The sequence below is a fragment of the Parabacteroides gordonii MS-1 = DSM 23371 genome, from assembly GCF_000969825.1.
Taxonomy (GTDB): Bacteria; Bacteroidota; Bacteroidia; order Bacteroidales; family Tannerellaceae; genus Parabacteroides; species Parabacteroides gordonii.
Genome location: NZ_KQ033919.1, coordinates 4,052,844 through 4,069,431 on the forward strand (window position 1 = coordinate 4,052,844; position 16,588 = coordinate 4,069,431).

11 protein-coding genes are annotated in these 16,588 nt (G+C 42.9%); all 11 read right to left on the reverse strand.

The features are described 5' to 3' along the window. Positions 1–51 precede the first annotated feature (51 nt). Complete coding sequence (locus tag HMPREF1536_RS15270) at positions 52–1,092, reverse strand: MBL fold metallo-hydrolase (RefSeq protein ID WP_225607922.1); 1,041 nt, start codon at positions 1,090–1,092, stop codon at positions 52–54. A 25-nt stretch (positions 1,093–1,117) separates the two neighbouring features. Then, positions 1,118–3,328, reverse strand: coding sequence for a glycoside hydrolase family 84 protein (locus tag HMPREF1536_RS15275; protein WP_052349755.1), 2,211 nt, complete (start codon positions 3,326–3,328; stop codon positions 1,118–1,120). A 110-nt stretch (positions 3,329–3,438) separates the two neighbouring features. Then, positions 3,439–5,178, reverse strand: a complete 1,740-nt coding sequence (locus tag HMPREF1536_RS15280) for a RagB/SusD family nutrient uptake outer membrane protein (RefSeq protein ID WP_028726118.1) — start codon at positions 5,176–5,178, stop codon at positions 3,439–3,441. Between the two features lie 12 nt (positions 5,179–5,190). Beyond that, positions 5,191–8,403, reverse strand: coding sequence for a TonB-dependent receptor (locus tag HMPREF1536_RS15285; protein WP_157395703.1), 3,213 nt, complete (start codon positions 8,401–8,403; stop codon positions 5,191–5,193). 356 nt (positions 8,404–8,759) lie between these two features. Next, positions 8,760–9,830 (reverse strand): FecR family protein, encoded by a 1,071-nt coding sequence (locus HMPREF1536_RS15290; RefSeq protein ID WP_028726119.1) that lies wholly within the window; start codon positions 9,828–9,830, stop codon positions 8,760–8,762. Between the two features lie 122 nt (positions 9,831–9,952). Further along, positions 9,953–10,516 carry an RNA polymerase sigma factor gene (locus tag HMPREF1536_RS15295; protein WP_028726120.1) on the reverse strand — a complete coding sequence of 188 codons (564 nt, stop codon included), beginning with the start codon at positions 10,514–10,516 and terminating at the stop codon, positions 9,953–9,955. Between the two features lie 222 nt (positions 10,517–10,738). Next, on the reverse strand, positions 10,739–12,595 hold the full coding sequence (locus HMPREF1536_RS15300) for a glycoside hydrolase family 127 protein (protein WP_028726121.1): 1,857 nt from the start codon (positions 12,593–12,595) through the stop codon (positions 10,739–10,741). 167 nt (positions 12,596–12,762) lie between these two features. Further along, positions 12,763–13,947, reverse strand: coding sequence for a class I SAM-dependent rRNA methyltransferase (locus HMPREF1536_RS15305; RefSeq protein WP_028726122.1), 1,185 nt, complete (start codon positions 13,945–13,947; stop codon positions 12,763–12,765). A 2-nt stretch (positions 13,948–13,949) separates the two neighbouring features. After that, a complete protein-coding gene (locus HMPREF1536_RS15310) occupies positions 13,950–14,534 on the reverse strand; it encodes a 3'-5' exonuclease (protein ID WP_028726123.1) in 585 nt (194 codons plus the stop codon). Beyond that, positions 14,531–15,073 carry a DUF5063 domain-containing protein gene (locus HMPREF1536_RS15315; protein ID WP_028726124.1) on the reverse strand — a complete coding sequence of 181 codons (543 nt, stop codon included), beginning with the start codon at positions 15,071–15,073 and terminating at the stop codon, positions 14,531–14,533. Before HMPREF1536_RS15315 ends, HMPREF1536_RS15310 begins: the two co-directional genes overlap by 4 nt. Positions 15,074–15,144: 71 nt before the next feature. Beyond that, positions 15,145–16,362 carry an ATP-binding protein gene (locus HMPREF1536_RS15320; RefSeq protein WP_087880984.1) on the reverse strand — a complete coding sequence of 406 codons (1,218 nt, stop codon included), beginning with the start codon at positions 16,360–16,362 and terminating at the stop codon, positions 15,145–15,147. Positions 16,363–16,588 lie beyond the last annotated feature (226 nt).

The window sequence follows — 16,588 nt, forward strand, 5'->3', positions numbered from 1 at the left end:
AATTATAGTTATGCTTGTTTGTTTATTTCTGATTCATCTTTCTCCTCCCGGTTAAGGGCATTGATACCATTCTCCCCAACCCATGACCAGATAATCCTTACTGATTTGTTCCATTTTCTGGAAGGTTAACCAAAAGGCTTCGCGATGGTCGATTGTATGTCCCATTTCATTTTCATGCCCCGTAACCACCAGTTTCGGATTAAAACCATCTACCAGGTCACTCATCCGGTGAGTCCAGCAATTTACGATCAATGCATCCGGTTGAGGAATATCTTTGCTGATATTGACAATCCATTCCATATCCTCTTTGTTGTACTGGTCGCCGATATGGGCGACAGTCTTCTTTTCATCGGTCGTTACCACATAAAGATTATTTATCAACTCACTCTGGTGACCGGGGAATATTTTTACCCGGATATTTTTGTTTTTATCCAGTTTCATCTTTTTATCGATCATTTTATCAGAACGTTCATGTTGTATATCTTTCTTTTCCGGTAATATATTTGTTGGGGCAACAACCGGTTTACCGGCTTTCAGGAACATGTCGACAACTACCGGATCGACGTGATCACCATGATTATGTGTGAGGAACAAAACGTCGCAATGGTCGACAATCTGTTGGATCGAGGCATCGGAAATCAAATTCTTTCCTTTGCATGCACCTCTGACAACATCGAATGCCAGAGTAACCGAGCCGGTACGGGCGATAAAACCATCGTTATATATTTTGTAAACTTTCATTCCTTTCTTAACAGGAGAGGAAAGATCCGCTATCACTTTATTTATCCTGGAAGTGATAAATCCGTTGAGCGGCTCGCTATCGTCATATTTGGTTTCATGCAGCATCGCATCCAGATTGTAAAGAGCCAATTTTCTGACCATCGGAGCTCCGGGTACGGGCGGATTTTCAGTCAATGCCTGATCGATCAGGTTGAACATTTGGAAAGCCTGCTTGTTCAGATAGGCTTCCGAGTTCCCCCAGAAAGCACTTTTTTCTATCGTGTTCTTTTCCTGGGCTTTCGCACCACTGGGGATCAATAGAGAGGCGCAGAAACCTTCCATGCATAATAATGTATAAAATAGCGTTTTCATCTTGTGATTAGTTTTTAATAATACTTTATTCCTGTGTGTAACTGAATGTTCCTGTTTTTGTTAATACAGCAAATCTGCCAATCCCTATCGACATGTCCGACTGTGATTGATTGATACAGCGGATATAACGCACGCGTGGCTCATGAATGGGAATAGTATCCATCCGGTCTGCTCCCGTTTTCAAGAGGTTAAACCAGACTTTTCCATCCACAGAACCCTGTAAAGCACGTCCTTTGGATTTACTTTTGCGTAAATCATATACCAATGCGACCGGTTGTTTGCTTTTCTCAATCCGAAATCCGAAGTATTCTCCGGGTGCTATTGTCACCAGTGGGAAATGAGGGATCAGGCCAACTACATCATCTTCGCAATAACAGGCCAACTCGTCAATCGCTTTTGAACCGGCCAGAACTTCCGGAAGTTCTTTGGGACGTTCGTCCGTCAACAAGGTATTCTCCACATGCTGTAACATCCTTTGAATAAATGGTAGTAAAACCTGCGAACCGCTTCTGACTCCGTCTTGCTCTCCCCGGCGATAAGGCCGGCTAAAAACAGCGATTGCATCCAGTGCTTCTTTTACTTCCCTATATGCTTTCTGGCATGCTTCGGTATCTTGTTTACTGGCCAGATCCAACATTCTCATGGTTGCACAACCGGCTGTTCCAACATTTCTTGTTTGTGTCAGCCAGGGGTGGATTTCCTTTATCAATTGCTTGTTCAAAGAACTGCTTTCGATCGTACCCGGGACTTCTTTTATCCGGATAAACAGGTCGGCAATCTCAAAGGCCTCCTTTTTCAAATACTTCCCGGTAATCAATGATTGCTCGAACCTGTCGATCAGATCAGTCGAACTGAAAGACTCTTTCCTGAAAAACATCCATGTATTGGGGCCGATATCCGCATTATGTTCACAGAAAAGGCGGAATGCATCAGGGGCTTCGGGAACAAGAGACTCGCAGGCTATGTTCCAGCTCTGTTGCGGATCGAACCGATCCATATTCCAGGTGAACTGGGAAATACTCCAAAGAGCCACTTTACTGGCCTCGGCAAACTCCATCGGGTTCGATACAAAGGCATACATATCGGAAGCCGTATTTTTATCCAGGCCGTATACCGGGCCCATTAACAGATGAGCCAGGCAATAATCGTTTACCGGGAAGTTCCACCAGACGTAACAGGGACGTTTAATCCGGTTGTTAACCCATTCGAGCCCTTGGCGGGTGATGTCGCTCACGACTTTATCGCCAGTCCACATGATATGGATAAACGGATCCAGGTTTTCGCCCAGGATATCCAGGTAATCAGTTTTCGCCCAGTCCTTATTATATTCGGTGGGACAAAGGATCAATTGCTGAATATCTCCTTTCTTATCGACAAACTCCCGTTTCAGATAGTTCATAAAGGCAGCCTGTCTGGCAGCATCCGTTCCGGCACCTTCAATATCATCAAAAAAGACTGCAAACGCACGAATACCCAGGTCGTACATACTTTCCAGTTTTTTTATTGCCGCTTGCCGGTCTGCATCATTCCAGCGGATATCCATTCCGGGATGTAAGGCCCAGACGAAATCCACCTTGTTTCTATTAGCTTCAGCCAATAGCTCACGGATATTTTTCGCCTGTTCTTCCGGATAGGGCACACGCCAATAAGGAGAACGATGGTAAGGGTCATCCTTCGGGCCGAAAATGTAAGTATTCATTTTCATACGTCCATAGAAACGCAACTGTTCGACCCTGTTTTCGAAAGACCATGGAGTTCCGTAAAAACCTTCCACAACCCCTCTGAAAACAACATCCGGATAATCCCATATCGTACAGACAGGGATCCTCTTATTGTCTCTGGTCAATTGCGACAAGGTTTGAGCTGCATAAAAAAGCGAACGGTCGTCATAAATACCTATATCGATACCTTTTCCGGTCACAGCCAATGTATAAGCCCCCGAACGTTGCATTTTATTATTCATCTTTCCCAACGGGCGGATAGTAATTGCCTGTTTAGCCTTTTCCGTTATCAGGAAAGATTGTTTCAACAAATTAACTGCATCGGTATCGGTGTGGCTGATCCCTTCTAGCCGGTAACCGGTATCTGGTATCTTGATCCAATCACCCGATAATTCAACTTTCTGGGGGATGGGATAAACGTTCACTTCCCTTTTTCCGCTCTTTCCGGTACATGCTCCCGACATCAAGCTTATCAGCAAAGTAACAAGCATGAAAACTTTTGTTGTTCCATCCATAATTTTTAATTTAAAAGTGCAAGCCTGAATATCAATAGAAGAACCATATTAAAAACAGACCTGGTCTATCATACACAGGTCTGTTTAAAAGTGTGTTGTCTATGATCAGGTTACCAATCCGTATTTTGGATCAGGTTTGTATTACGTTCCATTTCAACAAATGGTATCGGCCAGATTTCGTGGCGTGACTGGTAAGCGCGTTCATACATCAGGTCGCCGAGAATATCGGTTGCATCTTTTACAGTCGACTGGAGTATTCCCCAACGACGGAGATCCCAATAACGTTGGCCTTCGCCGGCAAGTTCACGGGCACGTTCGTCACGGATGCGTTGTGTCATTTCGTCTTTGCTGTTTACTGCCATCCAGGTAGGGCCGGAGTTCAGGCCGGGCATATCGACGCGGGCACGTATCTTATTGACTTCTGCAATGGCCTTGTCTGTTTCACCATTTTCGTTGTAAGCCTCTGCAAGCATCAAGATCACATCGCCAAGGCGAAGCAATGGAAATTCATAGGGAGTACGGTTGTATTCCCCCCAATAACCATCCAGGTTACCGGTTGGGATCCATTTACGCCAGAAGTAGGAGTTCCAGCCTTCGGAGTTACGGATGAACGATTGTGCTTCCATTGGTGCACCACCCTTTGTCGGATCTACGATGACAAATTGCTTGTCTCTTGGATTCGAACCGGCATCTGTACCCAGATAATGGGAGAACGGAGTGATCACGTTCCAGCATAAGCGTGGGTCGCGGTCATTATAGACAGCTGAAACCTTTGCGGTATCGCAGTCTAATGTACTGGTTATCTCGGTACTGGCATCATTAATTGCAACAGCGAGGCATTTACGGCGGAATTGTGAGTTTCCGTTATTGAAGCCGGGAAATACTTCGTCCCAGTTGAACTTCTGGCCATCAGGTTTTTCATACAAGTCAACCATTTTGGTTGAAGGTACGATACAGTTGCTGGCAATCAGACGCATGGTTGCTTTGTTACCGAAATAACCGACAATATTCAAAGCATAACCGGCAACGTTACCGTCGATAGACTGTATAGCAAAAATCATCTCGTTACTGCGTGCACCATTATAAAGGCGGAACAGGTTCTCATAATTAGAATGTAAGGCATAACCGTAGTTATTGCTCTTGTTGTACACGATCTCTTCAAAGTCCGTAATAGCTTTAGACCACTCTTTATTAAAGAGATAAACCTTTCCGCGAAGTGCGTAAGCCGCTCCTTTGGTCACACGGCCATAATCACTGCTTTCCCAGTTGACAGGTAACTTGGCGATTGCATCGGTCAGATCGTCGATCACATGCTGGCGGATTTCTTCAGCCGAACTGCGCGGACTGGTAACCGTAGCAAATTCCTCTTCGATAATACAGGTTTCATCGTAGTAAGGTACTCCTCCCCAACAATTAAGCATACGGAAGTAAGCCATAGCACGAAGGAATTTAGCTTCACCGACTATTTGATTAATGGTGTTCTGATCGATATTCATTGCGGAGACATTACGGATTACCGTATTCGAACGGTGAACCAATTCATACAGATATTGCCAGTGGTTTTGTACGGCTCCGCTGGTTGAGGCGAATGATGTCCCGCGCGAAATATCGGCAAAAGGACTGGTACCGTCAGCTAGGTCAGTACACATATCGAATGCAAACTCCAGGCCGAAACACCAGGTTTGCATCATGGCCTGGTACAGACCGACAGCTGCTTGCTTGGCATGAGCTTCTGTCTTCCAGAATGTTGCGCTTGACAACTGGTCAGGGCGGGTATAGTCCAGGCTTTCGCAACTGCTGAGCAGGAGAACAGCACCCAAAAATGCGGAAATTATATTTTTACCTTTCATTGTACTCTGATTTTAGAATGAAACATTAAGACCTAAAGAATATTGACGGACTGCCGGATAGCCGACAGTTGCTGCAATTTCAGGATCCAGTCCGGGGAAACTGGTAATGGTGAACAGGTTGTCGATACTCGTATAGATCTTCAGATTTTCAACGAAGAACTTCTGGGAGATACTCTTAGGAAGCGTGTAACCCAACTGGATATTCTTACAACGGAGATAGGCTGCGTTATGAATGAACGCATCGCTGGCTATATTGTTTTTGCTGTTTGCATTATTACGCAACCGCGGATAGATGGAATTGTATGGATTTTCAGGAGTCCATGCATTGTCTGTAATATCCTTGATAAGCGATTGCCCCATAACAGTCGTGAAGCGGAAAGCCTGGTTGTTGTAATAAACTTTATAATCGCCTACCCCCTGGAGAAGCATACTGAAATCGAAGTTGTTCCAGGTCAGTCCCAGATTTGCACCGAAAGTAAGTCGCGGGCTGTCTCCGTGACCGATTTCAACGCGGTCGTCTGCATTCAGATTACCGTCGCCGTTGGCGTCGGAAAACAGGAAATCTCCGAGTTCAGGACGTTGATAGGTCGCGAAATAGTTGGGATTCTTATCAACCAACGATTGTACATAATCCAGGTCGGACTGGTCGCGGACAATGCGGTCTACCTTGAGTACATAATACTGATTGATCGGTTTTCCCTCTTGTATCTTATTAACTCCGCTGATAGATGCTACATCGCCCTGGAACTTTGTTACCTTGTTGCTGACAAAACCCATATTGAAACCTACGGAGTACCCCACTTTCTCTATCTGATCCGTCCAGTTGATCTCCAGGTCAACGCCCCGGTTATTTACTTCCCCCGCATTTTGGTTAGGAACAGAAGACGTACCATGTTCCAGTGGAACCGGAAGTGAAATTAGGATGCCTTTGGTATCTCTGTTGAACCATTCGAAAGATCCGCTTAACCGATTTTTGAAGAAACCGAAATCGAGACCGACATTGGTCACATATGTACTTTCCCAGGTTAACTGGGTGTTGGATAACGTTGTTTGCGACAGACCACCGGTAATAGTGTTACCCAAAACATAATTTGTTGCTGCATAAAGTGACTGGTACATATAATTGTTCGATGCCGCATTGTTACCCAGCGAACCGTAAGAAACACGAAGCTTTAACGAACTCAACCAATCCTGGTAATCTTCCATGAATTTTTCCTGCGAGATACGCCAGCCGGCAGATACGGATGGAAAGTAACCCCAACGCTTGTTAGGAGCGAACCGGGAAGAACCGTCGGCGCGTAAATTAGCTTCCAGCATATATTTGTCATCCCAAACCAAATTGATACGGCCGAAGTAAGAACGCATGGCCCATTCGTTGTAGTTACCGGTAATACGTCCGAGTGTAGAGGCTGCATCGAGAGCTGTCAGCGACTCATCGACAAGGTCATATTTCAGGTAATAATCCTGGTCGTACTTATTATATTCCTGGCTGGCACCGGCCATGACGGAAGCATCTAACTTATCGAGCTTAAATTCGTAACGGGCGGTTATATCCGATGCCCGGAAGTCATTGCGATAGTTGTATCTTCTGATATAAGTACGAACCGTGCCGGCCCGGAGCAAAACCGGCCCGTCTGCTGTAAAGCGATACAGATCGCGGTCGGTCAAATGATGTTCTATACGACGATCCCAGGCATTATAAGTATATGATGCATCGATGGTCAGACCTTTGAACGGAGTGATGCGGCCATACATCTTGGCCACTGTACGACGGGAGATGGTAGGGAAGTCTTCTTTGTAGAACCACATACGGCGATACGGGTTTGCATTGCTGACGTTTTCCTCTTCCGGATTTTGAATACCACCGTACAATCCTGTTGCCGGATCGTAAAGAGTCATTCCCGGCACCGTGTTGAAGGCACCGTATCCCCAAATAACATCGCCACCGGCACCGGCAGTATCGGCAGAAGGATTATTGTAATCCACATAACCGTATGCGTTGGCACCAACTGTCAGCCAGGGCTTGATATCCACATCTACGTTGGCACGCATCTGATAACGTTTGTAGTTGGAGTGATAGATCATACCGGGATTATTGATATAACCGAAAGAGAGGTTGTAACGGGCAGACTTAGTACCTCCATTGGCTGTTACAGTGTGATTTTGAACGACCGAGGGGCTGCGGTAGATATGGTCTTGCCAGTCGGTATTGGGGTATATCGTAGGATTTTTACCTCCATCGTTACGCCATTCGTCAATTTTGCCCTGTGAGAAACGGGGAGCTTGCCCGTTGGCAATCAAACCGGCATTTTGAATCTCCATGAAATCGGCATAATCGGTAACAAGGTTTAAGCGTTTAGCCGCTTTTTCAAATGAAACATTCCCGTTGTAAGTAATTCTGGCAGACCCTTCTGTTCCCTTCTTTGTCGTGATCAGGATAACACCGTTAGCGGCACGGGAACCATAAATAGCAGATGAAGCAGCATCTTTTAGAATAGAGATAGACTCGATATCCTGGGGATTAATATCGCTGATACTGGCTCCGGCCATACCATCGATAACGATGAGCGGATCTGAATTATTCAAAGTTCCCTGACCACGAATACGGATTGTCGGGCTTTCTAATCCCGGTACGCTACCCCCGGTATTGGTTACAGACAGACCGGCTGCCAGACCTGCCAATGCATTGGTGGCATTTGTTACAGGACGGTTATCGAGTGCACCTACCTTCACCGAAGAAACGGCACCGGTCATGTTGACTTTCTTTTGCGTACCGTAACCGACAACGACCACTTCATCCAGCAATTCGTTATCCTCACTCAAGGCAACGGTCACTTTAGCCTGGGCTTTCATTTCCTGATTCTTGTAGCCTATGTAGGAAAATTGCAGGATGGAACCCTGTGGAACGTTCGTCAGGTCGAAGTTTCCGTCGATATCTGTAACGGTACCGATCGTTGTCCCTTTTACAACTACGTTTACTCCGACGAGCGGCATACCTGTATGGTCAGTGACGGTGCCCCGGACAGCAATACCGTTTTGTGTTGTGACAGGTGCCTGTTTTGAAGCGGTCTCTTTCTCGTTCTTCACAATTACTTGTCTGCCTTTGATAACGTAAGAAAAACCATTTGAAGAAAAGACCTCTTTGATAATTTCATCGATGGATTTGTTTAAAATATCCACATTGACCTTCTTTCCCAGATCTACCGCTTCTTCATATATAAACACGTACTTGCTGTTTTTTTCTATATATGAAAAGACTTCTTTTAATGTCTTGTTTTGCATCTGGACAGTCAATTTCTCCCCTAGCATTTCATGGGGAGTTGATGCATGTGTGGTTAACGCAGGATATGATATTAAAGATATCAATAAACATGCTAATTTTATGTAATTAATCTTTTTTCGATTAATTGCTGTATTTTTTTCCATACCTTTGTATTATAATTCTTTAAACGACTAAGGATTATCTCTTGATAGATCGGACAATTGCGCCAACAGTGTCCGATCTTTTTTTGTTTTTTTTATATCTTCATAGGCAAATCTGTTATTTGTTAATACTCTATTTATCTATTCTCCCGTTTCTTTTATTCCAGAAAGTGATATCCTCCGCCTTCTGCTTTTTCGACGTTCAATGAAGCTGAAACTTTTACGATATCCAGGACTTCATCGATAGATTCACAAAGATCGAGCTTGCCGGAGAGTTTCCGGCTGGCTATGCTTTTATCATACCAGATAGGCACTCCGTAATAACGGGATAAATTATCCAGCACCTTCGATACGGTTTCCTTTTCTAAAAGCATAATATTGTCTTTCCAACAGATATATTTCGTTACATCGACCTTTTCTTTTTTCATAATGCCATCCTTCAGACTAACCATTTGGGAAGGACTTAACAGTATCTTTTCTTTTGCAGAAGAGTTTACTTCGACACGTCCGTTCACCAATACAACGGAGATGTTTTGTTCTTCATAGGCGGTAACATTGAAAACCGTTCCCAGCACTTTGACATCCAATCCTTTCGTTTTTACAATGAACGGAGCTTTCGGATTATGGGCCACTTCCAGATACACTTCTCCCTCTACGGCTATTTCACGTTTGTCGCTGCCGAAAACCGATGGATAAATTACGTGACTGGCTGCGTTTACATACATTTTTGTACCATCCGACAAAGTGATATATGTACGTTTCCCTTTAGGTACAATAATATGGTTCAGATTGTTCCCTTTAGTAGCCGGTTCTTCAGGAATCTTTGATAATTGGTTGTTTACGGTTATGCTACCTTCTTCGTCATAATTAACGACTGCTTCATTTTCCAATACCACCTGCCGGTTTTCAGAAATAACCAGATGTATTTCGTTTAGGCTATCCACAGGTGCCACTTTTTGCAGTTCGGTAAGGAAGGTCGATTCTTCCTGCGGCTCGAAGTAATGCATGGAGATCATAAAAAGAATGGCTATAGACGCAGCAACGGATAATCCGGCAAGAAGGTATCGAAGCGTTTTCTTCCCGCTCTTTCCGGAAGATGACAATTCCTTCACGTTTGCCCACGAATCCTGTACTTCCATATCGGTAACCTGTTCGTGCTTTTTGACAAGTGAAATAAATTGTTTCATCTCGTTGTCAAAATCTGTCTTTTGTATTTTATTTTTAGCCATACAAGTTGTGCTTTTATAATTATTACAACTCATCACTACCCGCGGTACTCAATAGAATATGCATTTAACAAATTAAACGCTTTGTTTAACATTTAATATCAAAAAAGGGTGATAGCAATACATTATTCTTCATCCATAAATGAATCGGAAAGAAGTAAACTTCTCAATTTGGCGATTGATCTGAAAAGAAGATTTTTACTGGATTGGTAGTTGATGTTCAGCAAATCGGATATTTCATCATGATTCAGCTCCCTGATATAATAGAGGTACAATATCTCTTGCTGTTTGGATGACAATTTCCTGAAAGCCGAACTTATAAATACATTTTTAGGAGACAGATCTTCTTCATCTAAGAATTGATCAGCTTTGACTGTCAAAACATCATCGGGGCAACTGATAAGGATGCCATTACGGATCTGCTCAGACTTTAATTCATTGTATAAGGCATACCGGAAGGCTTTCAGCAGATAACAACGGACGGAAGCGGTTTGAGATAAACCGGAGTAATTGGACATCAGTTTGACAAAGAAGTTTTGCAGGCAATTCTTTACAAGATCCGTATCCTTTGAATATATCTTACCGTAATTATATAATATAGGATAATACCTCCGGTATAAAACTTCAAAAGCTTTACGATCTCCTTTGAGGCAAAGATTCCATATTATTTCATCTGCTTTTTGATACATTCCTGAATTATTTCAAAATTACATTCATCCTAAAAATGCTGCAAATATAGTATTAGCCTTCTCCTTTTCTGTTACGATTCTATTAACTCTTTGTTATAAAAATCTCACAAATATATATATAAATATCCGGATGTACGTTAAATTTTGTAAATCCAGGTATTTTTTTAAGAGGTAATGTTTTGAATATATTTAAAATTATACCTCTTTTTATTCGACATATATTTATTCCTTATAATCTATCCATACTTTCATTTTTCCCGCTTCCCGGTTGTCCCATGCGTAATAGGGGATGAAGGTGATTAATTGTTGCCCGTTTTTGGCATTGACGGTTTTCACTCCGTTCAGAAGATCGTTCTCGAAAGAAGTTTGGAATTTGGTGTCGGGGGTAAGTGTTAACTGGTCGAAATGGCCGGGGATGTCTGTTTCTTCCACACAGTAAACAAGAGGGCCGCGTTGGATGGCACGTTTGCCTATGTTTTCCATCACTTGAGGATCGGCCGATTCAACTTCGACGGGCATATCCATGTCTAACGAGATCACGTCGCCCGATTTCCAGTCGTAAACGATAGCATATCCTTTTTCTTGAGATAAGCCCACTTCCTTTCCGTTTATTGTTATGGTGTAATTTTTGCACCAACCGGGTATACGGAGCCGGATTTCCTTATCCAGGTCTTTGGTGGAAGATACTGTGAGTTTAACGGAGCCATCCCAAGGGTAATTGGTCTCTTGCCGTAGGATGACGTTATCGTCGTTGAGGGTAAACCGGGTCGTGTTACCTACGTAAAGGTTGACCCAGAGCGCATCGTCAGAAATAGCGTAGATGTAATTACCTATGGTTGGCAGGAAACGGGAGAGTTGGTTAGGGCAGCAGGCACAGCCGTACCATTCTTGCCGGTGATGGTCTCCTTTCGATTCTAAGGGATTTACATAGAAAAATCGGTCACCGCTTAGGGAGATGCCGGCAAGCACGCCGTTGTACATGGAGCGTTCCAGTATATCGATGTATTTCGCGTCGCCTGTAATTAGATTCATACGTTGGTTCCAAAGTACCATACCGACAGAAGCACAGGTTTCGCAATATGCCTTCAAATTCGGTAAGTCGTAATCTTTTGTGAAGCCTTCATTATGTTTGGATGAACCGATTCCTCCGGTAATGTACATGTTTCGCAATACGACATCGTCCCATAATCGATGTATGGCTGCCATATATTCGGTGTTGTTTTTTAAGACAGCTATGTCGGCCATACCACAGTAGAGGTACATGTTTCGTACAGCATGCCCCGAGATGTCGGTAAGTTCTTTGACCGGGTAGTTGTCTTGATAGTAATCCGGATCCCATGTACCTTTGCCATCCTTGCTGCCATGTCCGTGTCCGCGTTCTTCCAGTAGCCAATGGGCAAAATCTAGATATTTTTCTTCTTGGGTAATTTGATAGAGTTTTACGAGAGCTAGTTCAATTTCCTCATGCCCCGGAACCCAATGTGCTTTTTCTGGTCCGAATTGCCTCATCATGTGGTCGGCCATACGGATACTGGCGTCAAGTAGTTTGCGTTTGCCAGTTGCTTGGAAATAGGCTATTGCGGCCTCTATCATGTGTCCGGCGCAATACATTTCATGCTTGTCCATGTTTGTCCAGCGTTTTTCCAAGTTGGTAAGTGTGTAGAAGGTATTGATGTACCCATCGGGTTGTTGTGCTTTTTCAATTTTGTCTATCCATTCGTCGGCTTTTTTCTCCAGTTCGGGGTCAGGATGGTTGATCAGGCTGTAAGCAATGCCTTCCAGTGCTTTGTAAACGTCGGAATCGTCGAAGAAGAAGCCTGAGTGTTTTCCTTCTCCTTTTGCTGCGTTTTCAAAATTGCGAATGCGACCGGTTTGATTTTCTATTTGATCGATACAAACGGGCAGAGTGGTGGAGACATGTTTGTTTAGCCGGGGTGACCAAAAATTGTCATTGATTTTCACATGGGAGAAATCAATTTGCTTAATCATTTTTAATGGTTGCTCTTTTATTTCTTCTTTAGAGCTTAGGCAGCCTTGAGCGAGTAAAGCTGGCACGACGAGTATTAGATATTGTTTCATGTCGTTGTAGAGTTTAATATTAATAGTTCGTAGCGGATAAAGATAGTGATTTTTTCTTAATTTCTAATAGTTATTGGGTGGTGTATGTGCATAAAAAGGGGGAGTGTAAAAAAAAACGTATCGAACATTGTAGGGTGTCGATACGTTTTTTTATAAGGGGAGTTTTTTTATTCTACATATAAAACCAGTCCTTTCAGATATTCCCCTTCCGGATGATAAATATTGACTGGATGATCGGCCGGCTGTGTCAATTGGTGCAGGATGCGTACACTACGGCCGGATTGGGCGGCAGCACTGAATACAGCCAGGCGGAAATTCTCTTTGCTGACAACCTGCGAGCAGGAGAATGTAAACAGGATACCTCCCGGTTTGATCTTTTCGAAAGCGATCGCATTCAATTTACGATATCCCTGCAGTGCGTTGCGAAGAACATTTTTATGTTTGGCAAACGCCGGTGGGTCCAGAATGATCAGGTCATAATTGCTTCCCATCTTTTCCAGATATTTAAAAGCATCTTCCGCAAAGGCCTTATGACGGGGATCGCCCGGGAAATTCAACTCCACATTCTTATTAGTCAACGATATCGCTTTGGCTGAACTGTCTACCGAATGAACGATTTCTGCTCCGCCGCGCATCGCATAGAATGAGAAACCGCCTGTGTAACAGAACATATTCAATACGGAATGGCCTTTCGCATACTTTTCCAGTAACGAACGGTTTTCACGCTGGTCTACAAAGAAACCTGTCTTTTGTCCTTTCTGCCAGTCTACACAGAATTTTAATCCGTTCTCGATGGCAATATCTTCTACTTCACCGCCAAACAAATAACCATCTTCACTTCCCAGATTGGCTTTGTAGGGAAGAGTCGCTTCCGATTTGTAATAAATATTCTGTAAAGTATCTCCCAGGACGGTCTTTAATGCTTCGGCTACATCATGACGGGCATAATGCATACCAACCGAGTGAGCCTGCATAACAGCCGTATGAGAATAGATATCGATCACCAGACCGGGAAGATTATCCCCTTCACCATGAATCAGACGATATGTATTATTGTTCTCTACTTCTGCCAGATCCAGCTCCTTGCGGAGAGTGTAAGCAACGCGTATACGTTCTTCCCAGAATTTTGCGTCGATAGTGACCGGCTTGAACGATAAAATGCGTACGGCAATACTACCGATCTGATAGTGGCCGATAGCCAGGAAACGCTGGTTTGTTCCGTACACTTCTACCAGGTCGCCCTCTTCCGGGTTACCTTCAATGCTTTGGATAGCTCCGGAGAACACCCACGGATGGAAGCGCAGCAACGATTCTTCCTTTTTAGGTTTGAGAAAGACTTTACAATAGTTCATTATTATTTATCTTGATTCAATTGGTTGTATATCTTCAGGCAGGCCCAGGCGTCGAGGGCTGCATATTTCTTCTGTTGTTCGGTCAGTACATCGGCTTCCCAGTTACTCAGGCGCTGGCCTTTCGATATTTTCTTGTCGAAAAGGATAGCATATATCTTTTGCAGGCTGGCATCTTCGATACCGAACTGTCCGACATAATTTTGCAGATCCAGAAAGTTCGCCGGTTTGATATCTGTCCGTTTCCGTATGGCGCCGAAGTCGTCGCGCAGGGAAAGGCCGATCTTTAATATTTTGTCGTTTACCATGAAGTCTTCGAGCGGTTGAGGAATACCGATCCTGTTCAGGCGGAACAGGAAACAAGCCTCGTCTGTTGATATCTGCATCAACGAGATTTTATAGCGCGTACCTTTTTTAAAGCTGGGACGTGTCTCCGTATCGAAACCGACAGCCTCAAATTGTAACAGGTATTCAACCGCTTTATCTGCATCTTTTTCGGTGTCGATAACGATAATCCTACCGGGAAATTCTTCTATTTCAAGAAGTGATATTTCTTCTTTTGATATTGTGTGTGTATATTGTGTCATCATTCCTCGTTCGTTTCTATAATTTCATCATCACTGTAACGGGCAGCATGAAGAGCTTTCAGTGCATTCAGGAGTTGCTGTCCCCAGAACTCCCGGAAGTTAGTACGGCATAAGGCGATAGCCTGAAGCATCACTTCTTCGTATCCCTGACGGAAAAGAGATACGAAATTACCGACATCCTGATAAACATCTGCCAGGTTTTCCGAGATAAATGCAGCGATAGGCGTGTCACTGTACTGCATATCCGGATGGAAAGTTTCCAGATAGGTATCTTTTTCTCCCAACAGGCTTGCGATCCGGGTACGAACAGATTCGTACATGTCTTCTGTTACGAACAATTCCGGCTCGGCATCTTCATCAGATTCCACTTCCGGCAAAAGCGTTGCCTTCAGATAGAGCAAGGGCAATATCTTTACAGCTTTGTCCATAAAATCAAAAAGGCCGTTTTGTCCGGCTGCTTCAACAAATGTGCAAAACTCTAGCGCTACAGTTACAAACTCCAGCGTGTTATGTTCGTATATGGGATTATTTTCCTTTTCCATTTTACTTCTTATGGTGTTCCTACCATTTCTAACCTGCAAAAGTAAGAAATATATTGCGATAATCAGAATTATTAATTCTTATTAAGGTCTCGTTGCAAAAAGTCATTCAGGTTGAATTGTTTGATACCTTTGTAATCGCTACCAACTATCAGATCGTTAAGAGTGACTACATATTTAGGATAATTGTCGTTGATAGCCAATAGGTTTCCGAATTCCCGCTTTTCTGTTTCTTCATTTGTAATTTGCAGAGTGACCTGGACATAAATCTTGGAACCATTCTTTTCTCCGATAAAATCAATCTCTTTATCACCGGATTTTCCGACATACACATTAAAACCCTCTTGAATAAGATGCAGAAAAACAGCATTTTCCATGATTTTATGAATATCTGAGCGCAAATTGAACCCTTTGATTGCATTTCGAATACCCAAATCTTCAAAATAATATTTCTCTCCGATCTCAAACAATTTTAGACCAACGATATCAGCTCGGTTTACCTTATAAATAAAAAAGGCATTTCCTAAAGCTTTCAAATAATTGAGTGTAAGTTGGGGGGATATATCAATTCGCTGCGATTTCAGAAATTTACTGATATTACTGGCAGAGAACAGGCTCCCGATATTGTCGGATAAAAAGCATACCAGATTTTCAAGGAATGAAATATTACGAATATTTTCACGAGCCACTACATCTTTCAGCAGGATGGTAGAATAAATACTTTTTAAATATTCGAACGGATGTTCATTTGTTAAACCGATGTTTACCAGATATGGCATACCGCCATAAGTCAGATATTTTGTCAAACTTTCATAGGAATCCGTTAATTGGTGGAAGATCAGAAACTCCTTGTAACTCAGTCCATGAATAGGGAATTCGATATATCGTCCTCCTAAATAAGTCGCCAGTTCTCCGGATAGCATATTAGCATTACTTCCGGTGCAGAAAATATCACATTTGTTTTCTGCGAATAAACTGCGCAGAGCCAGTTGAAAGGAGCTTATATCCTGAACTTCATCAATGAAGAGATAATTTTTTTTCTTTTCTGTCAGTTGCTCATTTACATGTTTCAATAGATCCGTATAGTCATGTATCCACAAGAAATTTTCCAGTTCCCGATTTACATATATAATGTTGGCTTCTGGATCTGATTCTTTAACAACATCCATTAGTTGATACATAACATAGCTTTTCCCGACACGTCTTTGTCCGGTTAATACCTTTATGATCTGTTTGTTGATAAAAGGTTTTATTTTCTCAATGTATGTGGGACGTGATATATATTCCATAATTATAAAAGTTGTATGTATATCGTATATAATCAGCAAATATACGAAAAGTATCATGTATACCGTAAACTTTTTACTTTTTCATGAAGAATTTCATGTATATCGTAAATAATAAGTATTGCATTAAACCGGATATGTATGCTTCTACTGAAAGGACGCAAAGATGCTATAAAAATAAGCGTTCAAGAGAATAATTTCCCTCATTCTTTCGTATCTTTGAACGGGATGA

What these genes read in the sequence shown, in the direction of transcription:
- HMPREF1536_RS15290 (WP_028726119.1), bottom strand. Translation starts at nt 9,830, where the DNA reads ATGGCTAAAAATAAAATACAAAAGACAGATTTTGACAACGAGATGAAA.
- HMPREF1536_RS15315 (WP_028726124.1), bottom strand. Translation starts at nt 15,073, where the DNA reads ATGGAAAAGGAAAATAATCCCATATACGAACATAACACGCTGGAGTTT.
- HMPREF1536_RS15310 (WP_028726123.1), bottom strand. Translation starts at nt 14,534, where the DNA reads ATGATGACACAATATACACACACAATATCAAAAGAAGAAATATCACTT.
- HMPREF1536_RS15275 (WP_052349755.1), bottom strand. Translation starts at nt 3,328, where the DNA reads ATGGATGGAACAACAAAAGTTTTCATGCTTGTTACTTTGCTGATAAGC.
- HMPREF1536_RS15305 (WP_028726122.1), bottom strand. Translation starts at nt 13,947, where the DNA reads ATGAACTATTGTAAAGTCTTTCTCAAACCTAAAAAGGAAGAATCGTTG.
- HMPREF1536_RS15300 (WP_028726121.1), bottom strand. Translation starts at nt 12,595, where the DNA reads ATGAAACAATATCTAATACTCGTCGTGCCAGCTTTACTCGCTCAAGGC.
- HMPREF1536_RS15280 (WP_028726118.1), bottom strand. Translation starts at nt 5,178, where the DNA reads ATGAAAGGTAAAAATATAATTTCCGCATTTTTGGGTGCTGTTCTCCTG.
- HMPREF1536_RS15295 (WP_028726120.1), bottom strand. Translation starts at nt 10,516, where the DNA reads ATGTATCAAAAAGCAGATGAAATAATATGGAATCTTTGCCTCAAAGGA.
- HMPREF1536_RS15270 (WP_225607922.1), bottom strand. Translation starts at nt 1,092, where the DNA reads ATGAAAACGCTATTTTATACATTATTATGCATGGAAGGTTTCTGCGCC.